At 38.5% G+C, this 24,934-nt stretch carries 18 protein-coding genes and 2 pseudogenes; 18 read left to right on the forward strand and 2 right to left on the reverse strand.

What is annotated here, in order from left to right; translation table 11 throughout:
• Window positions 1–168 precede the first annotated feature (168 nt).
• From H8796_RS07005 to H8796_RS07080, 16 genes and pseudogenes are all read left to right on the forward strand, one after another.
• Window positions 169–1,836 carry an ISL3 family transposase gene (locus tag H8796_RS07005; protein ID WP_117938157.1) on the forward strand — a complete coding sequence of 556 codons (1,668 nt, stop codon included), beginning with the start codon at window positions 169–171 and terminating at the stop codon, window positions 1,834–1,836.
• A 156-nt stretch (window positions 1,837–1,992) separates the two neighbouring features.
• Window positions 1,993–3,360, forward strand: a pseudogene (locus H8796_RS07010) (BT4734/BF3469 family protein); the annotation flags it as partial.
• A gap of 29 nt (window positions 3,361–3,389) precedes the next feature.
• On the forward strand, window positions 3,390–5,153 hold the full coding sequence (locus H8796_RS07015; RefSeq protein WP_117932452.1) for a recombinase family protein: 1,764 nt from the start codon (window positions 3,390–3,392) through the stop codon (window positions 5,151–5,153).
• A gap of 709 nt (window positions 5,154–5,862) precedes the next feature.
• On the forward strand, window positions 5,863–6,768 hold the full coding sequence (locus tag H8796_RS07020) for a hypothetical protein (protein ID WP_233530426.1): 906 nt from the start codon (window positions 5,863–5,865) through the stop codon (window positions 6,766–6,768).
• Window positions 6,769–7,439: 671 nt separating this feature from the next.
• The gene (locus H8796_RS07025) at window positions 7,440–8,465 is read left to right on the forward strand and encodes a DUF3871 family protein (RefSeq protein WP_117932446.1); all 1,026 of its coding nucleotides are present in this window, start codon (window positions 7,440–7,442) and stop codon (window positions 8,463–8,465) included.
• A gap of 307 nt (window positions 8,466–8,772) precedes the next feature.
• Complete coding sequence (locus tag H8796_RS07030; protein ID WP_117932444.1) at window positions 8,773–9,360, forward strand: tyrosine-type recombinase/integrase; 588 nt, start codon at window positions 8,773–8,775, stop codon at window positions 9,358–9,360.
• 464 nt (window positions 9,361–9,824) lie between these two features.
• Window positions 9,825–10,616 (forward strand): DUF4595 domain-containing protein, encoded by a 792-nt coding sequence (locus H8796_RS07035; RefSeq protein ID WP_117932442.1) that lies wholly within the window; start codon window positions 9,825–9,827, stop codon window positions 10,614–10,616.
• A gap of 83 nt (window positions 10,617–10,699) precedes the next feature.
• Window positions 10,700–11,527 (forward strand): hypothetical protein, encoded by an 828-nt coding sequence (locus tag H8796_RS07040; protein WP_117932440.1) that lies wholly within the window; start codon window positions 10,700–10,702, stop codon window positions 11,525–11,527.
• Window positions 11,528–11,711: 184 nt separating this feature from the next.
• Window positions 11,712–12,722 carry a hypothetical protein gene (locus tag H8796_RS07045; RefSeq protein ID WP_117932438.1) on the forward strand — a complete coding sequence of 337 codons (1,011 nt, stop codon included), beginning with the start codon at window positions 11,712–11,714 and terminating at the stop codon, window positions 12,720–12,722.
• 121 nt (window positions 12,723–12,843) lie between these two features.
• Window positions 12,844–13,593: pseudogene (locus H8796_RS07050) on the forward strand (VapE domain-containing protein); the annotation flags it as partial.
• Between the two features lie 78 nt (window positions 13,594–13,671).
• Window positions 13,672–14,805: an ATP-binding protein gene (locus tag H8796_RS07055; RefSeq protein WP_117932436.1), complete on the forward strand. Its 1,134-nt coding sequence runs from the start codon at window positions 13,672–13,674 to the stop codon at window positions 14,803–14,805.
• 120 nt (window positions 14,806–14,925) lie between these two features.
• Complete coding sequence (locus H8796_RS07060; RefSeq protein ID WP_004324358.1) at window positions 14,926–16,761, forward strand: ABC transporter ATP-binding protein; 1,836 nt, start codon at window positions 14,926–14,928, stop codon at window positions 16,759–16,761.
• Between the two features lie 14 nt (window positions 16,762–16,775).
• Window positions 16,776–17,579: a polysaccharide deacetylase family protein gene (locus tag H8796_RS07065; protein WP_004307413.1), complete on the forward strand. Its 804-nt coding sequence runs from the start codon at window positions 16,776–16,778 to the stop codon at window positions 17,577–17,579.
• Window positions 17,576–18,532, forward strand: coding sequence for a glycosyltransferase family 2 protein (locus tag H8796_RS07070; RefSeq protein WP_117932434.1), 957 nt, complete (start codon window positions 17,576–17,578; stop codon window positions 18,530–18,532). Before H8796_RS07065 ends, H8796_RS07070 begins: the two co-directional genes overlap by 4 nt.
• A complete protein-coding gene (locus H8796_RS07075; protein ID WP_032853273.1) occupies window positions 18,516–18,935 on the forward strand; it encodes a GtrA family protein in 420 nt (139 codons plus the stop codon). The genes H8796_RS07070 and H8796_RS07075 overlap by 17 nt, the downstream gene beginning before the upstream one ends.
• A 49-nt stretch (window positions 18,936–18,984) precedes the next feature.
• Complete coding sequence (locus H8796_RS07080; RefSeq protein ID WP_117932432.1) at window positions 18,985–20,964, forward strand: LTA synthase family protein; 1,980 nt, start codon at window positions 18,985–18,987, stop codon at window positions 20,962–20,964.
• Here the strand turns inward: H8796_RS07080 and H8796_RS07085 are convergent.
• A complete protein-coding gene (locus H8796_RS07085; protein ID WP_117932430.1) occupies window positions 20,951–22,723 on the reverse strand; it encodes a glycosyltransferase family 39 protein in 1,773 nt (590 codons plus the stop codon). The two genes, H8796_RS07080 and H8796_RS07085, sit on opposite strands and share 14 nt — an antisense overlap.
• Window positions 22,724–22,752: 29 nt before the next feature.
• A complete protein-coding gene (locus tag H8796_RS07090) occupies window positions 22,753–23,388 on the reverse strand; it encodes a viroplasmin family protein (RefSeq protein WP_117932428.1) in 636 nt (211 codons plus the stop codon).
• Window positions 23,389–23,528: 140 nt separating this feature from the next.
• On the opposite strand from H8796_RS07090, the gene H8796_RS07095 reads away from it, so the two are divergent.
• Together H8796_RS07095 and H8796_RS07100 are read left to right on the forward strand one after the other, a co-directional pair.
• A complete protein-coding gene (locus H8796_RS07095; protein ID WP_117932540.1) occupies window positions 23,529–24,131 on the forward strand; it encodes a nitroreductase family protein in 603 nt (200 codons plus the stop codon).
• A gap of 115 nt (window positions 24,132–24,246) precedes the next feature.
• Entirely contained in the window at window positions 24,247–24,774 is a 528-nt protein-coding gene (locus H8796_RS07100) for a shikimate kinase (protein ID WP_117932426.1), read from the forward strand.
• The last annotated feature ends 160 nt before the right edge of the window (window positions 24,775–24,934 follow it).

Below are 24,934 nucleotides of genomic sequence, written 5' to 3' on the forward strand. Positions count from 1 at the left end.
GAATCTATGAGAATATGAGAAATGAAATTGAAAAATCTGGTTCTTCGTCAAATTTGGTGGTAATCTCTTTTTTATTTCACCGGTCTTCTTCTTTCTTAATCCTATTAAAAGTTGTAGATATGTTTGCTTTTTAGTAACTTTAAAGACACCACATCATTAAGAGTTACAATGCAACAAGTCATATCTACAACGTACAAATATACATCAAAAAAAGAAAATACTCCTACAAATAGGGGATTATTCCATGATTTCAGATTCAGTCTTGGCTACGATAATCTGCAACAAGATGGTATCTCTGAAGCTGTTAGCTCATTGACGGTCTTTCTACATACGGCTGGCAAGGGGGCTTCCTGTCCTTATTGCGGACATTTCAGTCACCGATTGCACAGTTACTACTCCCGTCATATTCAGGATCTTGAAGTTTACGGTCATACTTTGGAGTTAGTCATAAAGGTTGGCAAATATTATTGTGATAATGTTTCTTGTCCACAAAAAATATTCTGCGAACCGTTGTCTTTTCTGGCTCGTCGGTATGGTAGACGGAGCTATCTTGTTGAGGAACGCATCAGATCGATAAGCTTGGAACTTACTTCCCGAAAGGCCTCTTCTCTTTTACAACTGTTCCATATAACGGCCAGTAGTTCTTCCTGCTTACGCATCCTACAACAGTGCGGACAACATAATCCTATGCATAATAAAAGTATTTATGTAGGTATTGATGATTTTGCCTATAAAAAAGGTAAGGATTATATGAGTGTGGTCGTAGACCAGATGACACACATACCTATTGCTTTGTTAGAGGATAGAAACGGAGAAGCACTTGATAACTGGCTCATCCGGAATCCTCAAATACAATATATAACGAGAGACCGTGGAAGATGTTTCACAGAAGCTATAAACAGAATAATCCCTGGTGTTACACAAATCTGCGACCGGTTCCATCTAATCAAGAATATGACGGACACGATGATACCGGAAATAGAGAAAATGATTCGTCAGACCAAGAAAAAGCTCAAATACGAATATCCTGACAGAGACACGGCTTCTTCGTTAATTCTTCAGGACATATTTAACATGGGAGATGTCCGACACAGAGAAAAATTAAAGATATACAGGGAAAGCTTGAACTTAAAAATGCAGGGGATGACCATTGAGCAGACAGCCACACATTTGGGTAAGAAAAGTCGCTACATTTATAAGATCATTCACAACAGAAGAATAGGGGCATACTTGAATGAGCAACAGAAGACAGCTCTTAAATATGTATCCGAACTGGCTACAATCATTAGTGCGGGCTGTATTACTCGAAAAATATTGGCGCAAAAAATGGGGAGTAAAATCAGTGGCGCACTTATTGGAAGGATAACATCCAGCTTGCGAAAAAGGTATCAACAAAAGAGGAAGGAAATCAAGGAGCATAATGAGAGCATTGAAAACGGAAGTAAAATACAGAGAGTTTCACAGAATCAGATACGCAAATACATTCTAAAGGGAGAATCGGATAATCCTAAACTAGCGGAACTGTATAAGTCCTCACCACAGATAAAAGAACTCTTAAGCGTGTGTCAAAATTTCAGAGACATGATTAATGGGAACACTTATGATAAGGATATTAGAAAGTGGATTGAAAAAGCGAAGGCAACACGGAATATGCCACTAACGAACTTTGCATATGGTATTGAAAAAGACTGGGAGGCAGTACAGGCAGCTATTGATATCCCCTTCAGTAACGGATTACTGGAGGGGACAGTGAATAAAATTAAAGCGGTAAAAAGACAGATGTACAATAGGGCAGGAATTAAACTACTGAGAGCGAAGATTATTTATTCACAATAGAAGAAGTACCACCAAATTTGACGAAGAACCAAAAATCTTTTCTAGTAGAGAGATTGAATAAGTATTCCCGGAAAAGTTGTTTGTCTGTAATATTTACAGTATATTTGTATCGTAATAATCGCCCTACAAACACATGCAGGACAAATAAATGAAGTAATGAGAATAACACTGGTAAGAGACGATGGCAAGGTGAACACTATGCGTACGTTGAGAATTGAACAGCTCGTGGAGCAAATGAAAGTGGAAACCAAAACACAGCCCGTCTCAAAAATGAGAGAAGTCCTGCCTTTTATGCTTCCGGGTGATAAAAATGACTATGTACAGAAAGTACCGAAGCTGATACCTGCAGCCGCCTTTTTTCGCAAAGGTGGTATCACGACGATGAGTGAATACAACGGAATTGTGATGATTCAGGTCAACAACTTGTCCGGGCACATGGAGGCGGATGAAGTGAAAGAACGGGTAAAGGAACTTCCGCAGACTTACTTAGCTTTCACCGGTTCTTCCGGAAAGTCCGTGAAAGTATGGGTGCGTTTTACTTATCCCAATGATCTTTTGCCGACAACTAGTGAGGAGGCGGAGCTTTTTCATGCGCATGCCTATCGGTTGGCAGTGAAATTTTATCAGCCACAACTCCCTTATGATATTGAACTGAAAGTACCTTCGTTGGAACAATATTGTCGTTTAACTTTTGACCCGAACTTGTATTTTAATCCCGAAGCAATGCCTATTTATATGAAGCAGCCTGCGGCTATGCCGGGTGAGGTGACTTATCGCGAACGGGTGCAAACGGAAACTTCGCCGTTGCAACGGCTTGCGCCGGGATATGAAAAATGTAATGCGCTTTCTGTACTTTTCGAAGCTGCTTTTGCACGCGCGCTGGATGAAGAGACTGATTATCAACCGGAAGGAGACAAACAATCGCTGTTGATTAACCTTGCAGGACATTGTTTTCGTGCCGGTATTCCTGAAGAAGATACAGTACGATGGTCGCGTGCCCATTATCGTTTGCCGAAGGACGATACATTGGTTCGGGAAACCGTACGAAATGTATACCGTACTTGTGAGGGATTTGCAAGTAAGAGTAGTCTGTTGCCAGAACAATTATTTGTCATGCAGATGGACGAGTTTATGAAGCGGCGTTATGATTTTCGTTTCAACCAGTTGACGTCACAAGTGGAATGTCGCGAACGGAATAGCTTTAATTTTTATTTTCATCCGGTGGACAAACGGTTGATGGCAAGTATTGCAATGAACGCGCATTATGAAGGGCTTAAGCTTTGGGATAAAGACGTAGTACGCTATCTGAATTCGGATCATGTGCCGGTTTATCAGCCTATCGAAGAATTCCTTTATGATCTTCCTCATTGGGATGGTAAGGATCACATCGGTGATCTTGCCAAGCGAGTTCCTTGTGATCATCCTCATTGGGCAAAATTGTTTCGTCGTTGGTTTCTCAGTATGATAGCGCATTGGCGTGGAATGGATAAAAAACATTTGCACATAATACTACCATTTATTATCTTTGTACTATATTAAAACAGCAAAGATTTATGAGAGGTGCAATTTACAGTAGAGTATCTACAGAAATACAAGATTATGGTAAACAAACGGATGAATTAAAAGACTATGCTGCCCGTAATGATATTGAAGTGAAATATATCTTTGAAGAGAAAGTTTCTGGTTTTAAAGATGATAGAACAGAATTTCAGAAACTAGAGAAATTGACTAAAAATGATATTGATATTATTTTAGTGTGGGAATTATCTAGGCTTTCTCGAAGGTCTATCTTCATTCAGCAAACAGTAAAGAATTTCGCTAATAAGGGAATCTGTATCTTTACTAAAAAAGAAGGTCTCTATACTTTGAATGATGACGGCACGGAAAACAAGAACGCAATGTTTACCATTGGAGTAATATCAATGATAGCAGAGCAAGAAATAGAGACCTTAAAAGAACGAACAATTTCCAGTAAAAGAAGATATATTCTAAAGGAAGGTCATAGTTATACTCCTATAGCTCCCTATGGCTATAATTATAATTCGACAACAAAACAATTAACAATAAATGAAGATGAAGCAAAAGTTATTAGAAGAATGTATCAACTATCTATAGACGGAGTATCAACCAATAGGATTAGTAAGATTTTAACTAGTGAGGGAATAAAAACAAAGAAGGGCAATCCTAATTGGAGTTTAGCAACAGTAAGAGATATATTGCATAATCCTGTATACAAAGGAGTGCCGAAATATACAATGACTATTAGAAATAAAAAAGTTGTTGAGTTAGTTTCAGCACCACAAATAGTAAGTGAAGAAGTATTTGAGCAATCTGAAAATGAATTGATTGAAAGAAGGAATAGAAGCAAATCTGAAATGGTTAATAAGCCATTGTTAAGAGCCTTGATATTTTGTACAGATTGTGGAAGAAGGTATATATGCAACAGTGGTAGAAGTATATATGCCTGCCAAACGAGGTTTGATAACATTAGAGCTAATTATGTTGCAGATTGTCATAGTGCAGGTATTAGCGCAACCAATATTGAACCTATAATTTGGAATTTAGTTGAGAGACTATTTAAGAGTACTATTGCATCTAACAAGGCACAAGAACGGATTGAACCCTATCAAGAACAACTATCTAAATTGTCAGAGTCAAAAAATAACTTTGAGATGCAAAGAGATAAAATTAATAAAGATGCAGCTAAGCTATTTGATACCCTTCTTTTAATTAGAAACACTAACCCTACAGTGTTTACTAGCAAAATGGAGGATTTTAACAAAATGAGTACGGAAGCTAATGATTATCAAAAAGAAATAGACATTATTGAAAGTAAAAAACAGGCAATTCAAAGAAGGATTAAAGCCATTGAGGAAATTAAGGATATAGATATTACAGATGAATCGGAAAAATATGACATACTTCATAAAGTAATTGAAACTATTAAGATTTATTCCGTAAAAACGAATCAAAAGGTATTTACAATATTATTTGCCAGTGGACTTGAATATAATGTTCTTTATAATGTGAACAAGCCCAAGTTTAGAATAGAATACGCTTTTGCCAGTGACGAAACTATTACTTTTAATAAGAAAGATAAATTGTTGATAAACAAGGTTTATTCTTCTGTAAGGGATATATTGCCTGATTTTTCTATAACTGCTGGAAATAATGATATGTTTGATAATGATGTATGTGGTGACTATAGTTTTCAAGAAGTGTGGGATTTACTAGAAAAATACAATAAAACAGAAGTCCTTAGAGAGTGGAAACCAGACTACACAAAGAGAGTAATCAATAGGAGAAGCAAAAAGTAACAATCTTTTAAGGTACATGCTTTTTATCGGTATTGATATTTAGTAATCACATGTTATAAATACTTCTAGTCGATTTTTTCAGTTTGTGGTACAGGTATTAGGTCACTCCCCTAAAACTTAGTACCTTTGTATCAATACATTACAAATAGTATATAAGATAAAACAGACACAAAAGATACACTATTTTATCACCATTTTTTATTTTAAACAGTACTATGCAAACATTCACCTATGAAGAAATCAGAGAAAAAGCACTAAAACAAGGAGTTACAGATAACAGGCTTAGAGTTGGCTTATGGGCTAGCTTAAATGGCTATATTAAAAGCAAAAGAAAGATACAGGGAAAGGTTATCACAGTTTATTCGATACCCCAAATACAATCTAACTAAGATTTTTATAAAGTGTCAGATTCTCGTTTTTCAAAGTGTCAGATTCTCAAGGATAATATATTAATATAAAACATACTAATATCCATAGGGGTACACCCCATTTTTCATATTTTCATATATGATACTACACAAACCAACAGGAAATATTTTTAAAAACAGAAAGGAAGCCAAAAAGTTTTTTGGTACTTCACGATATAGGAAGATAGAAAAAGAAAAGCAGGAGATTATTTTGATCGATAATCAAGACTTCATAGCTACTGATGAAATATATAACGGTAAACAAAGACTTGATACTTACTCCTCAAAGTAAAAGTGCCAATATGGAAGCATTACTACTTTATTATATACGGACTAAATGCAATAAAGAATGTGCTTCTGTTATTGGTGAGAAAAAGATGCAGGAAGATTTGAATTTATCAGAAAGTACAGTTGAGGGTTATATTAGTAAATTGAAAGAGTATAAATCCATATTATCCATAAAAACTTTGAATCCCAATAATGAGGAGGATAAAAAAGAAATTGATAAAGTTCTTGGTGTACCTTATGAGGGAGATAAAAGGAAGAAAAATTTATATTATTTCCATGAACTACAAAGATTCTACTTTTTAAATCCACAGTTTATATACAGGACGGATATTGAGAACGAAATAAAAGGCTTTTTAATCCGTTTGGCTTGTTTATGTGAGCCAGGCACTACTAAGATTTATACAGCTAATTGCAGAAAAGAGAAAGCAAATATATCATCGATAGCAGATGATTTAAAGATGAGCAGGGATAAAGTTAAGCGACAACTAAATGAATGTGAAGAACTAAAATTAATAAAGCCTATACCACGTGGATATATGATCTTAGAAGATTCATTCTTACTCAATCGAACTAATACCCTCGAAGATAAAGTATATAATACTCTATACAGGTATTGTATAGATAAGGGAGTAGTACCACCAGATAGATACGAGTTTAATAGAAAAGGGAAATCTGTGCAATGCGATGGACTTACTATGTGTACCCCCAATATGCAGACTTGGTGGAGTATGTATAATTCAGAACTTATTAAAGATAAGAAATATTCACCTATGGAATTTGAAGCCTATATGGAAGATATTCTTTTCCCTGAAAGATTTCCAACGCTTCCATTAGAACCACATTGGGAATATTTTAAAAAAGCTCTTTTAAATATAGAACCAAAGAAGCAAGAATTTGTGGAAATGCCTATGTATTTATAAAGAGATATAGCATGGGAAATGTCTCCTATAAGACAAAATAAGACCGATATGGGAAGCATAATAAGTAAAGTGTATTACTAGTCATCTGAATACAAAAATAGCCGCAAGCGACTGTACGCCTAAAAACAGTCAAATGCGGCTTTTTTTGTTGAGCTACTAAAATCTTCATAAGTACGGAGAATATAGCGGTTCGCAATTTTAAAAATGGGAGTTAATTTTCCCAATGGAAGTGTGGGAAAATGCAAATATAGCCTGTTTGGTTTATCCAAAATTCAAGGAGTAGAATACTTGGCAAACAGACTGTTCTTGATTTTTAAGAATACCCAAAGTTACTCATTATAAATGAAGTAAAAAAATAAACAATTCTCTATTTCTGATATTACTACTTAGCATATCTTTATATAGCAGCATAATACCCTGCTTTCTATTATGGTACATAGTAATACGTGGGCACGCAATATAGTATTAGGTACTTTATATATAATACCCCCATCCATTAAAAACATGAGCTTAAATATATATCAGCTTATTTCTCCTATGATTTACTGAATTGAAAGTTACATAAGACCGTGCAGAGTACGTCTAACGTCCCCCTAGGGTAGTTGGAGAGAAAACAAGATATATTTCAATCTACGTAATCAATTTATAAATCATTTAAAATCTTATTCGTTATGAGAAATCTACAAATTATTGGCAATGTGCCACAGGTAAGAAGAGAAAGTAACTTTGGTTTGTATGCAGAAGAAGCGGTAATAATCGAAGATCAGCCACAGGTAAAGAAAAAGAATCCTCATTTCTTGGAAGCCAATACACTAGAGGTAACAATGCAACATTTAAAAGATGATTGTATTACACCCGTATTCGCCAAAGATAATGAGCTTACAATTCCTCACCCTGCATTTATAGAGACTGTTTATGATGCTGCAAATACTTTTTTTAGTGGTGAAAGTATTGATAAGCCCGCTATTCGTGTAAGCCACATTATTAAGGGAAGAATACCCGAAGCAGTTCATAAACCTGCAAATCAATTATTGGAAACGGATAAAACAATCTACTACGAAAGATGTGCTTTTATTATTCAAGTTCCTACGATTTACGAAACGGTGAACGGGAATAAGCTAACTCTTACTATTGGTGGTGTGAGAGCTTATAATCATACCAATTTGTATTCAAAGAAAGGAGCAGAAAGGTTTAAGGTATTTGTTGGCTTTACTTGTAAAGTATGTACTAATTTGTGTGTATCAACAGACGGTTTTCTTAGTTGTTTAGAGGTCACTAATACAAGGGATTTATATCAAGCTGTATTAGAGATGTTTCAGAGTTACCAACCTGCCAAACATTTACACCTATTACAGTCATTAGGCAATACCAGTATGACAGAACATCAATTTTGCCAATTACTTGGGAGAATGAGACTTTATCAATCATTACCACAAGGCTATCAAAAAGATATTCCTAAAATGCTTATCACTGATTCGCAAATAAATGCAGTTGCAAAAGCATATATCAATGATGAAAATTTTGGGAGCTTGGGGAATGATATAAGTATGTGGAAATTGTACAATTTATTGACAGGAGCAAACAAGAGCAGTTATATAGATAGCTTCTTGGATAGAGCGGTAAATGCTACTGAAATAGCAACAGGAATAAATGCCGCTTTGCATGGAGACACTAAATATAAGTGGTTTATTGATTGATTAAACAGGGGGAATATTCAGTAATGGGTATTCTCCTATTTTATTAACTGCGTAAAACAATGAATTATGTTCTATTATAAAATACTTGTTTGGCTCTTTTGGGTGGTATTGACTTTTATTACAGGTTGTGTTCCATTAATCTTGCTTATCCTTTGTGTTGGTTTGTGGAATGTCGAAGACGCAAATAATCGTCACTAATATACAAAGTGAATGTTTCATTATAAATCAGCAAGTTAGCTTTATAGGCTTCTTGGTGGTAATGATGGAATATTCACTTTTATTCATTCACCTATAAAATTGAATATTTATGAGCTTGAAATATAGTAATACAACAGCCGATTATCTACAATGGGGAGAAGCTATGAATCTAGTTCGTTCTCTTTATAAAGATGGAGATTATAAGATGTCCCTACTTATTGCAATAGGTTGTTTTTGGGGATTACGAATAAGTGATATGCTTGCCTTACATTGGAAACAGATTTTAAATGTTGATGAATTTGCGATAATAGAGAAGAAAACAGGAAAGCAGCGTACTATCAGAATTAATCAGCAGTTAAAACGACATATTGCAGACTGTTATAAACAGATACAACCGATTGGAATAAATGCACCTATTTTGATAAGTCAGAAAGGAACGGTTTACAGGGTACAAAGTATTGATGTATTATTGAAAAAGATGCAAACTAAATACAAGCTATCAGTTAAAAACTTTTCATGTCATTCATTAAGGAAAACATTTGGTAGACAGGTGTATAATATGAATAGTGATAATTCAGAGCTAGCACTCGTTAAACTGATGGAGCTATTTAATCATTCTAGTGTATCCATTACTAAGAGATATTTAGGATTGAGACAAGAAGAGCTATTAAATACTTATGATTGTCTTACTTTTTAATAAACAATAGTTCTTGCTATTACAAACGCTTTTCGTAACTTTGCGCCAATTTCAGATACCTAATGTGTTAGGGCTGAAAGGACATATTAGTTAACGAAGAGCGTTTAAGATATTATCTCATATTGGAATCTGGACAATTTCGAAGGTTGAAGATAATGGGCAAGAACGCTCACGTCAATGTTATATACCTATCTTGTTAAGATAGTCTATATATCGTTTGGCGTGGGCTATTGTTTATTATTCAACCTTGGGCAGTCCAGAGCCTCAATATGATAATATTCAATAGTTTCCACGCCTTTCAATTTTTAATAGTATCTGAAGGAAACAGGGTACATAAAACGATATATAACTACGAATCAGACATTAGAAAACAACTTTTGCTACTATCTTTCAAGTAGCCAACTCATTTTTTGAGCAGCTTATACTACAAATTAAATTATTAACAAAAAGATTATTTACAGAATATGAAAACATTTAGATTTTTTGCGACTTTATTAATTATTACTTTATGTGCTGGTTTTACTTCTTGTAGTGACGACGATGATGATAATAATGGGGGAAATACCATATCAAAGGGGGTGCCAGTCGTTTCTATCACAAGAACAGGTAATGTACCAGAAGAAATGAATTGGATTTTTGCTTATTCAAATGATAAGTTGACATCGGCTCAAGGGCAACTTATTTATTTTGGACAATCAGATGAAAAGGAAAATTATGGAATTAGTTATCAGGGAGGGATTCAATTTACTGGTGATGGTGCAGATGAAATCAGCAAAATTGAAACAAATAAAAATGGATATATTACATTTATAAAGACAACTGATGATGCTGAAATAAGCTATGAATATACTGCTGATGGTTATCTAAAATCTGTAACAGAGGTTGGTACTGATAAAGGAAGGGATTATGTACATAAAACTATTATTACTTATACGAATGGTTGCTATGATAAAATAGTAGTGACAGATAGTGATGGGGAAACTACATATACTTTCACTGCTACTACTGATGAAAATAAGAATGGAGTACTGCCTGAACTTATTTCTGAATCACTGGGATGTTTTGGTTGCGAGTTTATTTACTATGCAGGATTATTGGGAAAGCCAGTTCAAAAATTAGTTAAGTCTATGTCTGAATCCAATAATAACAATACTAAATCATATAATTTTTCATACTCTTTTGATGAGTTGGGAAATGTGGTATTATGCCAATATTTGTATGACAATAAAAACGTGACAGTTAAATACGGGTATTGAGAATAGTTGTTGTATAAAGAAGAAAACAGCATTTGAAGAAATTCATTTGCTGTTTTTTTATTATCATTGCAAACAAAAACACTATGAAGCCAGTAGATAAGTTCTCAATACAGTATAGCGAGTTACTAGAGTATATATATCCAGTAACACAAGAATATTTTCCTGATTTTGATTATGATGAAGAAACTGGACAGACATATATGTTACCGTCACAAACGCCAGATACTTTTAAAGGAAGGTATAACAGAGGAATATTGAAAGGTAAATTCTCGTTTGATCCATACATAAAGAATCGTGAATTGCAAGATTTGCTTATGGCATTGGATTTAGATGCTGAAAAGTTCTGGTATCTGCTACTATTCTGCTATGATTGTAGTTGGGGTAAGTGTATGGAAGGTATAGAGGTCAAAGAATCACCTAAAGAACAGATCGAAAAGTTCATAGATGCTATTAGTGAGGATTACAAGAGAGACACTCCGTTTGGAGCAGTTTTTAAAAGTCCTATTTGTATTACATTGAAAATAGGAAGGAAGAATATTGTGGTGGATAACAAAACTGCTATTGCCTGTATGGCGAAGTTTTGTGCTAATGGATTAAAGACTATTGATTCAAACCAAATGGATACCAGTCATATTGATTTGAGTAATCCACATACTGAATCATTCTCTGTATTGGCTTATTATTTCTCACAAATGATTATCACAGCGCTGAATTATCAAGAACAGGTAAAGGAGAAAAGGAAGAAGGGAGCTAATATGTCTGACAAGGAAAAGATGCTAATCTCTCATCTCCTATATTTCACTGGTATCGTGAGCAATGAGAGTGTGATAACTGATAATGACTATCTGAAATCTTTGTTGAAACAATATAAGGATAAAGACATAAGGAGTATGAACGCATTCTATTATTGATTCTGATTTATTTTTTATTCATTTCTGCTTTCTCATTCTCTAAATACTTCATTCTGCAGCTTGTGAAGTAGGGGAATAAGAAAGCAGTGTTTTTTTATCCCTGTTAGTGTTCTTAATAAAGCATCATCTTTGCAGTATAACAAATAAAGCTGGAGCGCACCAGTCTAAAAACTGCAAAGATATTATGAATGCAAAAGAAAGTATGAAGAATGAAGTTTTTGCTCTGGAATCAAGAGAAGTAAACGAAGGAAAGAAAGTAGCTTTTATTGCTGGTGGTATCAATCGAGATATTAGCAAGGCTAATTTGAATGGCAAAGTCAAATCTATTGGAGAACATACGCATTATATCCCGCTTGTTGTGGTTGATGGCGAAGATGTTATAAAAGCAGGGTTAAGTTTGAAAGACCCTATATCTGGACTGCCAATAGATTCTTCTAAGGCTAAGGATTATTTGGTTATTATTGAAGGACAGCACAGGTATATGGCTATAATGGAGCTTCGAGAGAAAGATGCAAAGGCTAAGAAAAATTATGAAACTGCAATGAAGAAATGGCAGAAGGACGGTAGCAAATCGGAAGATAAACCAGAAGAATATACTCCTAAAGCCCCTACACTTATAAAGGCTATATACCCATTGGTTGAAGATGAAGATATACGAATTATGATTTCAGTAATGAATAATACGTCAGTAAAGTGGAATAAAGGAGATTTTGCTAAACAGGCTTATGCTGCGTATCCCGATAATGAGGTTTTAAAGTTCATCGTTAAATATATGGATATGAAACATCAAAAAGCAAAGAGGGGTGGAAATGATGATATGTTACCGAATGGTGGATTTTCACTGACAACGCTTAGCAAGTATTTGATTTATTCTTCTAAGATAAATGAATCGGTACTGGCAGATACGTGTAAATATGGAGAGGATGTTTTGGAGAATAAAATGGGGGATGAACCAAATAAGCTGGTTAAAAGAGCAGAAGCCATAATAAAAGCAGGTTTGGATGCAGGATTTACCTATCGTTTTTTGGCTAAAGGATTCTTCATTGATTGGATTGTAGAGAAGAACAATTTAGGTACTGATTATACAAAACTGATTGAAGTGTTAAGGAATATAAAAAAAGAAGATGCGAACAGTATTATGAAAGAAGCACAGAAGCACAACTTTATGGAAATATTAAATGAGAAAATAAAATAGTGAATCTTTAGTTATTGATATTAGTTGCCAGCTAGCGTAATGTTAGCTGGCTTTTTTATTAGTTTTATTGTAAATGAGTATTGGCGTTTACTATGATAGTATTATGTGCAAGTGAAAATATGGAAAGAATCATGCAAATAGTACTTCTCCTATATTAATAGGTCCACAGGCTTATCGTAAGTCTACATTTTGCCGGTTGATTTTGCCTCCATGTTTGCAGGCTTATTATACAGATAGTATTGACTTTAGCCGGAAGCGGGATGCCGAGCTATATTTGAATCGCTTTTTATTGATAAACATGGATGAGTTCGATCAGATTGGTATCAATCAGCAGTCTTTTCTCAAGCATATTCTGCAAAAGCCTGTTGTCAATACGCGACGCCCGAATGCTTCAGCAGTAGAAGAGCTCCGTCGGTATGCTTCTTTTATAGGCACGAGTAATCATAAAGATTTGCTGACGGATACTTCCGGCAGTCGTCGTTTTATCGGTGTTGAGGTGACGGGAGTGATCGATGTGGTCCGCCCTATTGATTATGAACAATTGTATGCGCAGGCAATGGCATTGCTGCGTAGTAATGAACGCTACTGGTTTGATGAGAAGGAAGAGGCTATCATGACGGAAGCTAATCGGGAATTTGAACAGTCTCCGGTGATTGAACAATTGTTTCAGGTATATTACCGGGTAGCGGAAGAGGAAGAAGAGGGAGAATGGTTGCTTGCTGCAGATATATTGCAGCGGATACAAAAAGCAAGTAAAATGAAATTTTCTTCCGGGCAAGTTAATTATTTCGGGCGTATCTTGCAGAGATTGGGAGTAAAGTCGTTCAGGAAAACGCGCGGGGTTTATTATCATGTGGTGCCTGTTGAGTAAGGATGATGATGAAATAATGTATAGTAGATGGCTTTTATTATTTTATAATAATTATCTTTGCGTAATAACGTGAGATGTATGAAGACTATGATAAGAAATCCTTTTATAACAAGCGGATATGTCTCTGCTGATTATTTTTGCGATCGCCGTTTTGAGAGCGAACAGTTGGTGCGCGAGGTGATGAATGGGAATAATTTGGCTCTTGTCTCTACCCGGCGAATGGGAAAGACAGGGCTGATCCGTCATTGCTTTCAGTTTCCTGAAATTAAACAGGGTTACTATACCTTTTTTATTGATATATATGATAGCCGTTCATTGCGTGATTTGGTCTTTGCACTTAGTAAGGAGATTCTGGAAGTGCTGAAACCTGTGGGGAAGAAAGCTTTGCAGAGCTTTTGGGAATGTGTGAAATCTTTGCAAGCCAGTATCTCTTTTGATGTGAATGGTATGCCTTCTTTGAATTTGGGGCTAGGGGATATACAAGCTCCGGCTACTACACTCGATGAAATCTTCCGGTATTTGGAACAGGCGGATAAACCTTGTCTGGTTGCAATTGATGAATTCCAGCAGATTTCCGGATATGTAGAGAAAAATGTGGAAGCTACTCTTCGGACCTATGTGCAACATTGTAATAATGCACGTTTCATTTTTGCAGGGAGTCAGCGGCATGTGATGGGAAATATGTTTTTAACGCCTTCCCGGCCTTTTTATCAAAGTGTATCAATGATGCATTTGGAAAGTATTCCTTTAGAAGAATATATTCGTTTTGCAGGTACTCATTTCAAGCGTGCGGGCAAAGAAATAGAAGAAAACGCTATTATTGCGATTTATCAACAGTTTGAGGGAATCACATGGTATATACAAAAAGTGTTGAATACGCTTTATGACATGACTCCGGAACAGGGAGTCTGTAGAGTTGAAATGGTGCCAGGCGCTATTCGGCAGATTATTGATTCATTCAGATATACTTATTCGGAGATTCTTTTTCGTTTGCCGGAAAAACAAAAGGAGTTACTGATTGCTATCACTAAAGAGGGAAAGGCTAAAGCTGTCACTTCCGGTGCTTTCATTAGAAAATACAGACTGGCTTCTGCTAGTTCAGTCCAAGCAGCACTAAAAGGGTTACTGGAAAAGGATTTCGTGACTCAGGAAATGGGAATCTGTCAGATATATGATCGTTTTTTGGGAATTTGGCTGAAAGAGAATTATTAAGTCATTTTTCATTTATTGAAGAACGCTTTTCGATAAATCGCGTTAATAATTAGCTGAAACTGCTGTCTGTTAATCAGTTTTATTGTATCTTTGCGGTCTTAACTTTTTTAATGGTAAATAATGAAGGAATTTCTACAACTAATGCGACGTTTTGTGTCGCCTTATAAGAAGTATATCGGCTGGGCTATTGTGCTGAATATTTTGTCTGCAGTATTCAATGTCTTTTCTTTTACTTTTTTGATTCCTATTTTAAGTATTCTGTTTAAAACAGAAGGAGCGGATAAGGTGTATCATTTTATGGAATGGGGCAGTGGAGATTTAGCAGATGTTGCCAAGAATAACTTCTATTATTACATATCTCAGATGATTGTGGATAATGGTCCCACTGTGGCTCTTATTTTCTTGGGACTATTCCTGATGGTAATGACGTTGTTTAAAACAGGTTGTTACTTTGCTTCTTCAGCCGTGATGATCCCATTGCGTACAGGAGTGGTACGTGATATTCGTATTATGGTGTATGCTAAGGTAATGCGCCTGCCGATGTCTTTCTTTTCGGAAGAAAGAAAGGGAGATATTATAGCTCGTATGAGTGGTGATGTGGGGGAAGTGGAAAATTCTATCACTAGCTCATTGGATATGTTGATGAAAAGCCCGATTCTGATTATTATATATTTTGTGACATTGGTTACGGTTAGTTGGCAGTTGACTCTTTTTACTATCATTGTATTACCGGGAATGGGTTGGTTGATGGGAGTCGTCGGAAGAAAACTGAAACGTCAATCACTGGAAGCACAGGCTAAGTGGAGTGATACGATGTCGCAATTGGAAGAAACACTGGGAGGCTTGCGCATCATCAAGGCTTTTATTGCGGAAGATAAAATGATTAACCGCTTCACCAAATGTAGCAACGAGCTCCGGGATGCGACAAACAAGGTTGCTATACGTCAGGCTATGGCTCATCCGATGAGTGAGTTCTTAGGAACGATTCTGATTGTAGCTGTATTGTGGTTTGGCGGTACATTGATTTTGGGACAGAATGCAACCATCGATGCTCCTACATTCATCTTCTATATGGTTATCTTATATAGTGTAATCAATCCATTGAAAGACTTTGCTAAAGCGGGATACAACATCCCGAAAGGTTTGGCTTCCATGGAACGTGTTGATAAAATCCTGAAGGCAGAGAATAAGATTAAGGAAATTCCGAATCCGAAACCGTTGAAAGGTTTGAATGATAAAATAGAATTTAAAGATATTTCTTTCAGCTATGATGGTAAGAGAGAGGTGTTGAAGCATGTAAATCTGACAGTTCCCAAAGGGCAGACGATCGCACTGGTTGGACAATCGGGATCCGGTAAATCTACATTAGTCGATTTGTTGCCGCGTTATCACGATGTACAGGAAGGTGATATTACCATTGACGGAACAAGTATTCGTGATGTACGTATTGCGGATTTGCGTAGTTTGATTGGTAATGTAAACCAGGAGGCTATTCTGTTTAATGATACATTCTTCAATAACATTGCTTTTGGTGTGGAGAATGCGACAATGGAACAAGTTATAGAGGCGGCAAAGATTGCCAATGCGCATGATTTCATTATGGAGAAACCGGAAGGATATAATATGAATATCGGCGACCGTGGTGGAAAATTATCCGGTGGTCAGCGCCAGCGTATCAGTATCGCCCGTGCTATTCTGAAGAATCCTCCGATTCTGATTCTTGATGAGGCTACTTCTGCTTTGGATACCGAATCAGAACGTCTTGTGCAGGAAGCGTTGGAACGTTTGATGAAAACACGTACGACGATTGCTATTGCCCACCGTCTTTCTACGATTAAGAATGCAGATGAAATCTGTGTACTGTATGAGGGCGAGATTGTGGAACGTGGTAAGCATGAAGAACTCATTGAGTTAAACGGTTACTATAAACGTCTGCATGATATGCAGCAGTTGTAATTCTTGATATTGCAATGATATTATTAAGTTTTGATACAGAAGAATTTGATGTACCTCGTGAGCATGGTGTAGACTTTCCGCTGGATGAAGCAATGAAAGTGTCAGTCTATGGTACGAACCGGATACTGGATTGCCTGAAAAACAACGGGGTGAAAGCTACTTTCTTTTGTACAAGCAATTTTGCAGAAAATGCACCGGAAGTGATGCGGCGCATTATGGACGAAGGGCATGAAGTTGCTGCGCATGGATGTGACCATTGGCAGCCACAGGCTTCGGATGTCAGTCGTTCAAAAGAAATTCTGGAACGCCTTACCGGCAGGACGATACAAGGTTATCGCCAGCCGCGTATGTTCCCCGTATCAGATACGGAACTTGAACGGATGGGGTATGTATATAACTCCTCATTGAATCCCGCATTTATCCCCGGAAGATATATGCATTTGTCGGAGCCGCGTACCTGCTTTATGACGGGTAAGTTACTTCAAATCCCGGCTTCTGTAACTCCGTGGATTCGCTTCCCGCTATTTTGGTTGTCCTGTCATAATCTGCCGATGTGGCTGTACCAACTCCTGGTAAACCGGGTATTGAAGCATGACGGATATTTTGTGACTTATTTCCACCCGTGGGAATTCTACCCGTTGGGTGAACATCCTGAATTTAAGATGCCTTTTATTATCCGCAATCATTCCGGTAAAGGAATGGAGGAACGTCTGGATATGCTTATCCGCAAACTGAAAGAAAAGGGATATGCTTTTATGACTTACTCGGAATTTGCACAGATAAAACTGGCTGAACTAAATAAACCGGACGAAAAATGATAAAATTGGCTATTGTATCCCCCTGCTATAATGAGGAGGAAGTGTTGGAAGATTCGGCCGCCCGTTTGACAGCCTTGTTTGATGAGCTGGTGGCGAAAGAAAAAATCAGTGCCGACAGCTTTGTGCTCTTTGTGAATGATGGCAGTAAAGATCGTACATGGAGCATCATTAAGAAACTGCACGGGACGAATCCTTATATAAAAGGAATGAATCTGGCACGGAACGTAGGACATCAGTATGCAATCATGGCCGGTATGATGACCGCTAAAGACTGGAGTGATGCCGTTATTACCATTGATGCCGATTTGCAGGATGATCTGAATGCGATTGAGGAGATGATCGATGCCTATACGGAAGGATATGATGTAGTATACGGGGTGAAAGTATCCCGTCAGGCAGACCCGATGCTGAAACGTCTTTCCGCAACTGCTTTTTATAAACTACAGCACCGGATGGGAGTAGAGACTATCTACAATCATGCGGATTTTCGTTTTCTAAGCCGGAGAGTGCTGGAACAGTTGTCTCATTATCAGGAACGCAATGTTTATCTGCGTGGTATTATTCCGTTGCTGGGTTTCCCTTCTACTACGGTAGATGATGTGATCCGGGAGCGGACAGCCGGAACTTCCAAATATACAGTGAAAAAGATGTTCAGTCTGGCTTTGGACGGGATAACCTCTTTCTCGGTAAAGCCCATTTACGGAATTGTTTATCTGGGAGGTATCTTTGTTTTTATTAGTATTTTGATTGGAATCTATGTTCTTTACGCATTGATTTCGGGTACTGCGGAACATGGCTGGGCTTCTTTGATGTTGTCTATCTGGTTTGTTGGTGGGGTTGTTTTATTATCCATAGGAGCTGTCGGACTGTATATTGGCAAGATTTATAAAGAGGTAAAACGTCGTCCGCTCTATAATGTGGAAGAAGTGTTGTACGATGATCGGAATAAGTAAGGCTATACTTGAGAAGCACCCGGATTGGCGGGATAAGTTCTGGCAGTTTGTTCGTTTTGGAGTTGTCGGCACTATATCTTCAGCCATTCATTACGGCGTATACTGCCTGGTCTTGTTGGTTGCGAATGCCAATATCTCCTTTACGGCTGGTTACGCTGTAGGATTTGTCTGCAATTACTTCCTGACTACTTTCTTCACCTTTCGTTCCAAACCATCCTCACATAATGCGATCGGTTTTGGTTTTAGTCATCTGATTAATTACCTGCTTGAGATCGGTTTGCTGAATCTCTTCCTCTGGATAGGGGCGGGTGAGCTGCTTGCACCGATACTGGTAATGATTATCGTGGTGCCTATCAATTTCCTGATTCTTCATTTCGTTTATATCTATAAAGGGAGGAAATAACACTATTCCCCCCCCCCTTTCATTTAATTCATAAAAAGAAAAGGCTATTATGAAACGTTTTCTAAATCTTGTTGTATATATACTTACCATACATGTTTCGGCTTTGCTGATCGCAGGACTGTTTCGCCTGGTACTTTTTATCTCATCTTATCATCAGTTGACCTCTGAAGCCTTGTCGGATAAGACACTTTCGATGCTTGCTTTTGTACATGGGGTCTGGTTTGACAATGTGATAGGTTGTTACATACTTCTGTTGCCTCTGGTAGTTGCGGTGGTGTGTGGAGTCTGCAACTATTATGGGAAAGCGTTGTTCCGTTTCTTTACGATCTTTTTTAGTGTCTTTTATGGATTGGTTTATTTAATCAGTGCATCGGATATTCCTTATTTTGCCTATTTCTTTAAACATATCAACTCTTCCATATTCGAATGGTTCGGTTATGCAGGAACTACTGCCGGAATGATATTGGGTGAAAGTGCCTATTATCTGTCCATCGGATTATTCCTTCTCTTTCTGGCCGGATTCGTAGTCTGGCTTATCTATCTGGCGCGTTATTTCCATCATCGTAGCCTCACTATTTCCACTCCGTTTCCTTATTGGAAGCGAGGAGGAGCGGTTCTGATCGGCGCTTGTTTAATCGGACTTTGTATCTTTGGAATCCGGGGACGTACAGGTTATAATCCGATCAAAGTGAGTGCGGCATATTTCTGTCAGGATGCTTTTCTCAATCAACTGGGAGTAAGCCCTACTTTTAATCTGCTGACGAGCGTGATGGATGACAGGAGACCTGAAAATAAATACTTGCATCTGATGGATGAGCAGGAAGCCATTACCAAGGCGCAAGCTCTGCTCAACCGGCCGGGAGAACCGAATGTTTCCCCATTGGCTGTTTACAGACATACTTCGAAAATGGATAGCGTGCAACAACGCCGTCCTAATGTTGTATTGATTATGATGGAGTCTATGTCCAGCAAGTTTATGAAGCATTTCGGGCAATCGGAGACTTTGACTCCTTTCCTGGATAGCCTGTATACCCGTTCGATCAGTTTCCGCAATTTCTATTCGGCAGGAATCCATACGAATCATGGTTTGTATGCCACCTTGTATTCTTTTCCGGCTATGATGAAACGGAACCTGATGAAAGGCTCTGTCATTCCCCGCTATTCGGGACTGCCTACCGTACTGAAAGAAAACGGTTATTACAACCTTTTCTTTATGACGCATGAAGGGCAGTATGATAATATGAACGCTTTCTTCCGGACGAACGGCTATGATGAAGTGTTTTCGCAAGAAGACTATCCGGCTGATAAGGTTGTGAATAGCTTTGGAGTGCAGGATGATTTCTTGTATGACTACGCAATTCCGGTATTGAATCAGCGGGCTGCCACCGGACAACCGTTTTTTGCTACTTTACTGTCCATCAGTAATCATCCGCCGTATGTGATACCTCCTTTCTTCCATCCGAAAACAAGTGAACCGGAGACGCAGATCGTTGAGTATGCGGATTGGGCTTTGCGTCAGTTCTTTGAAGAGGCGCGTAAACAACCCTGGTTTGATAATACGATATTCGTATTGGAAGGGGATCATGGCAAACTGGTGGGAGACGCCGAATGTGAACTACCGGAATCTTATAATCATATTCCACTGATGATTTACTCCAGCCGTATTCAGCCGGAAGAGAAAACTGCATTTGGCGGTCAGGTAGATATACAGCCAACGATATTAGGGTTGTTGAATATTGATTATTTACAGAATAATTTTGGGGTAGACTTGCTGAAGGAAGAACGTCCCTGTATGTTCTATACTGCTGACAATATGGTGGTGGGACGCAATGATACGTTACTCTATCTTTATAATTACGAGACTCAGCAGGAGCTTACTTATCATATCGGTAACGGCAAATTGAATGCTGTTCCGATGGATGATAGCTTTTTGCCTTTGAAAGAATATAGTTTTTCCATGCTCCAATCGGCGGAGTTCCTTGTGAAGCATGGAAAAACGCTTAATTCTATACCTTTTACTCAACAATAGGAGTCGTTTCGGTATTTTCAGGCTGTTGTTTTTTAACGAACTTGTATACCTTGGCTATTTGCCGGAGTACTCGTTTGGGGGATTCATATACCTCCTCAAACTGATACCCTTCTTTCTCGAATTCGGGAAGATATTTCTCTGCATCATTCGTGCCGATTAACAAGAAACCTTCCGAAGGACGTTTCTCATAGAAGTTGTCGAGACGATTGCGCAGATAGAAATTGAGTTCGAAATAATGTACGGGGTCACCTGCTGCATGCAGACTTTCTTCAATGAATTCGTACATCGTTCCTTCGCTTTCCGGCGCAACCTTTTCTATTTCTGTAGCGATGAATTTGACCGACTTCGAATTTAATGCTGCCGGTTGATAAGCGCCGTCCAATGCAAGGTATAATCCCATTGTTAGCACAACGAGAGCGTATAGGAAGCGGTTGTTCAATGCATTTTTCCGTTGATAGAACCACCAGTAGATACCGAGAATGGTAGGAATGGCAATCAGGAACAAGGCTCCTGCTCCGCTGATATTCTGTATCGCACGCATGAAATTAATATTGTCCGGTGCGTGGCGACCCTGGAAAATAGTTTCAGGGATGAGTCCGCATTTTAAAACGATGAAGCAGGTGAACAGTAACAGGCTGATTACTGCAAGAATACTTCCGTATACTTTGATGACTTTAGATTGCTTCTTAACCAGATAGAATAGATATTTGGCAAGGAAATAAGCAATGAAAGGATAGATCGGCATCAGATATACACTACGTTTGCTCTGCGGAATACAATAGAAGACGAAGATCACAACGATACTGGTGAAAGAGAATAAATCCACCGGGTCCATATTCTTTATCCATGTGGTGAAACGTTTCCACCAGGCTGCCGGTTGGATGCTGAATTTATGGTAAGTCAGGCTGAACAGGGAGAGCACGACTAACAGTGTCCAGGGAACGTATCCGGCGAACAGGGTCACAAAATTATAATGCCAGGGGTTCACGCATGAATCGTAACTCATGGTATTAGTCATACGGCCGAGGTTTTCTTCCATAACTAATGCCAGGAACTCTTCTCCACCTTGTTGGTAAGCAGCGACATACCAGCAGAAAGGCAGGATGAGCGAAAGAATGGCCCAGGCGGAAAGTAACAGGAATGCTTTGAAGAAATTGACACCCCGGAGTAACAAGAAGATGCCTACCACTAAACATGGAATGATAGTACCTACCGGTCCTTTGGTCAGTGTGCCGCAGCTCATTAGGAGAATAGCCAGCCAGGGAATACCTTTGAGCCCCTTCTCATACCATTTGTAGAAACAATACAGAGCGCCAACGGTGAGCGCTGTCAATACCATATCCACCCGGCAGTTTGCTCCGGCCCGGTGCAGTTCAAAATTAGTCAGGGTGATAAAGGCGGCTAACAGCGCCAGTTCCACTCCTTTTCTTTTGGCAAAGAACAGAAAGCCGCAGAGAGTCATGGCAATCAAGGCGATGGCAGACGGCAAGCGGGAGGTCATTTCTGTGACTTGCCCTCCATTCACTGCTGCCGAAACAGCAGCAATGCTCCAGTGGAAGAAAGGCGGTTTGTAAGCCATTTCTCCTCCGTTGTTTCTGGGTAAAATCCAGTTTCCGCTATCCAGCATGGAGTAGGAAACGATAGATTCGCGAGGCTCCCCTTTGGTGTGGTACTCCGATAAACCTAGGTAAGGCAGGATAGTAACTACGCAAATGACTAGTAACAGCCAGAAAGCTTTGTTTGAAGTCAATGTTTTCATCTTTATCTTATATTGAAATTTATGTTCTTTTATTTTCTGCCGAAGTCGGCCGGAATTTCTCCCCATTCTTTGGTTTCCCATTTCAGGATACGAGTGGTATAGGTGTTTCCTTGCAACCATTTTTCCGCCCGTTCAATCAACAGAAAGAGTTCTTCTGTTTCCGGAGTTCGGGGGAGTTTGGTCTTGCACTTCTTCTGTCGCACCCAGCTGATGGCATTCGCGCTGTCACTGTAAATGGGCATATCGAAATCTTTCTTTTTCAGCAACGCCAAGCCGTGTACGATGGCTAGAAACTCACCGATATTATTCGTGCCTTTCATCGGACCGAAATGAAAAATCTCCTGACGGCTGGCAATGTGTACGCCGCGATATTCCATCGGTCCCGGATTACCGCTACAGGCTGCATCGACAGCCAGGCTATTGTCGATCACACAAGAAGGTAAAGTATCCGAAGAAGGTTTAGGACCTCCTGATTTAGCCTTTGCATTCTTGCCGATATAAGCATAGGGAGACATTGTCAACGCGCGTTCCGCTTCTTCGCGCGTATCAAATGATTTGTATTTGGCAGCTTCATATCCTTTGATTTGAAGTTGGCAGTCTGTCCAGGAAGTATAAACTCCGGGGGTGACACCTTCCCATACTACATAAAATTTCTGTTTAGCCATTTTTTCTGACGATAATTTTAGATAGTCAATGAATTGACGCTGCGAAGGTACAAATATATTCTCTAACTGAACAAGTTAGGGGGGCTACTTGTTATAAAAAAAAGAGAGTTTTAAGAATATAAAATAAGAAAGGAACTATGATGGAAAGATCTTTTAGTGAAGCTTTGAAACAACGTCGAACTTACTATTCAATTACTAATCAGTCACCTATATCCGATCAGGAGATCGAATGTATCGTTAATATGACCGTGCGCCACGTACCGTCGGCATTCAATTCGCAATCTACCCGTGTGGTGCTTCTATTGGGAGAATCGCATAAGAAATTGTGGCAGATTGTGAAGGAAGCATTAAAGAAGATTGTACCGGCTGAAGCGTTTGTCAAGACAGAGGAGAAGATAGATCATTCGTTTGCCTGTGGGTATGGCACTGTATTGTTTTTTGAGGATCAGAAGGTTGTGAAAGGGCTCCAGGAGGCTTTTCCGGCTTATCAGGAGAATTTCCCGGGATGGTCATTGCAGACTTCTGCCATGCACCAGTTAGCTATCTGGGTAATGCTCGAAGATGTAGGTTTCGGAGCATCGCTACAACACTATAACCCGTTGATTGATGAAGAAGTGCGCCGTGCATGGGATTTGCCGGAACATTGGCATCTGATTGCGGAAATGCCGTTCGGACTTCCTGTCGGCAAACCGGGTGAAAAAGAATTCCAGCCGCTTGAAGAACGGGTGAGAATCTTTAAATAAATCGGGAATGAAGAATGAATAATGAAGAATTGGATGGCATAATGGCTAAAATTCTTTATTCTTCATTCTTCATTCTTCATTAAATGATTAATTTTGTGAGCAAAATTAATCATTTATGGTTCGTATCTTCCTTACCGGCTATATGGGTGCCGGAAAAACGACGTTGGGTAAGGCTTTTGCCCGGCAGATGGATATACCGTTCATTGATCTGGACTGGTACATTGAAGAGCGTTTTCACAAAACCGTTGGAGAATTATTCATTGAACGAGGCGAAACAGGATTCAGGGAGCTGGAGAGAAATATGCTCCATGAAGTAGCCGAGTTTGAGAATGTGGTAATTTCGACGGGAGGTGGAGCGCCTTGTTTTTATGATAATATGGATTTTATGAACCGGACCGGAAAGACTGTTTTTCTGGAGGTGCATCCGGATGTGTTGTTCAGGCGCTTGCGTGTGGCTAAACAACAACGTCCTATTCTTCAGGGTAAAGAGGATGAAGAACTGAAAGCGTTCATTATTCAGGCACTCGAGAAGCGTGCTCCTTTTTATCATCAGGCACAATATATCTTTAATGCAGACGAATTGGAAGACCGTTGGCAGATTGAAACATCGGTGCAATGTTTGCGACAACTTTTGGGATTATAAAATAGGCACGGATTACACGGATTTCACGGTTGCTCTATCATACAGATATTTAGAGGAACCGTGCAATTCCGCGTAATCCGTGCCTAAATCGTATATCAGGCTTATCTTTTTTGATTCTCTTGTTTGTTCATTCGGTCAATATTTGTACCTTGCACTCGTT

Origin of the sequence: Bacteroides sp. M10 (assembly GCF_014334015.1) — a bacterium.
Classification (GTDB): Bacteria; Bacteroidota; Bacteroidia; order Bacteroidales; family Bacteroidaceae; genus Bacteroides; species Bacteroides intestinigallinarum.

What these genes read in the sequence shown, in the direction of transcription:
- H8796_RS07005 (WP_117938157.1), top strand. Translation starts at nt 169, where the DNA reads ATGCAACAAGTCATATCTACAACGTACAAATATACATCAAAAAAAGAA.
- H8796_RS07015 (WP_117932452.1), top strand. Translation starts at nt 3,390, where the DNA reads ATGAGAGGTGCAATTTACAGTAGAGTATCTACAGAAATACAAGATTAT.
- H8796_RS07020 (WP_233530426.1), top strand. Translation starts at nt 5,863, where the DNA reads ATGGAAGCATTACTACTTTATTATATACGGACTAAATGCAATAAAGAA.
- H8796_RS07025 (WP_117932446.1), top strand. Translation starts at nt 7,440, where the DNA reads ATGAGAAATCTACAAATTATTGGCAATGTGCCACAGGTAAGAAGAGAA.
- H8796_RS07030 (WP_117932444.1), top strand. Translation starts at nt 8,773, where the DNA reads ATGAGCTTGAAATATAGTAATACAACAGCCGATTATCTACAATGGGGA.
- H8796_RS07035 (WP_117932442.1), top strand. Translation starts at nt 9,825, where the DNA reads ATGAAAACATTTAGATTTTTTGCGACTTTATTAATTATTACTTTATGT.
- H8796_RS07040 (WP_117932440.1), top strand. Translation starts at nt 10,700, where the DNA reads ATGAAGCCAGTAGATAAGTTCTCAATACAGTATAGCGAGTTACTAGAG.
- H8796_RS07045 (WP_117932438.1), top strand. Translation starts at nt 11,712, where the DNA reads ATGAATGCAAAAGAAAGTATGAAGAATGAAGTTTTTGCTCTGGAATCA.
- H8796_RS07055 (WP_117932436.1), top strand. Translation starts at nt 13,672, where the DNA reads ATGAAGACTATGATAAGAAATCCTTTTATAACAAGCGGATATGTCTCT.
- H8796_RS07060 (WP_004324358.1), top strand. Translation starts at nt 14,926, where the DNA reads ATGAAGGAATTTCTACAACTAATGCGACGTTTTGTGTCGCCTTATAAG.
- H8796_RS07065 (WP_004307413.1), top strand. Translation starts at nt 16,776, where the DNA reads ATGATATTATTAAGTTTTGATACAGAAGAATTTGATGTACCTCGTGAG.
- H8796_RS07070 (WP_117932434.1), top strand. Translation starts at nt 17,576, where the DNA reads ATGATAAAATTGGCTATTGTATCCCCCTGCTATAATGAGGAGGAAGTG.
- H8796_RS07075 (WP_032853273.1), top strand. Translation starts at nt 18,516, where the DNA reads ATGATCGGAATAAGTAAGGCTATACTTGAGAAGCACCCGGATTGGCGG.
- H8796_RS07080 (WP_117932432.1), top strand. Translation starts at nt 18,985, where the DNA reads ATGAAACGTTTTCTAAATCTTGTTGTATATATACTTACCATACATGTT.
- H8796_RS07085 (WP_117932430.1), bottom strand. Translation starts at nt 22,723, where the DNA reads ATGAAAACATTGACTTCAAACAAAGCTTTCTGGCTGTTACTAGTCATT.
- H8796_RS07090 (WP_117932428.1), bottom strand. Translation starts at nt 23,388, where the DNA reads ATGGCTAAACAGAAATTTTATGTAGTATGGGAAGGTGTCACCCCCGGA.
- H8796_RS07095 (WP_117932540.1), top strand. Translation starts at nt 23,529, where the DNA reads ATGGAAAGATCTTTTAGTGAAGCTTTGAAACAACGTCGAACTTACTAT.
- H8796_RS07100 (WP_117932426.1), top strand. Translation starts at nt 24,247, where the DNA reads ATGGTTCGTATCTTCCTTACCGGCTATATGGGTGCCGGAAAAACGACG.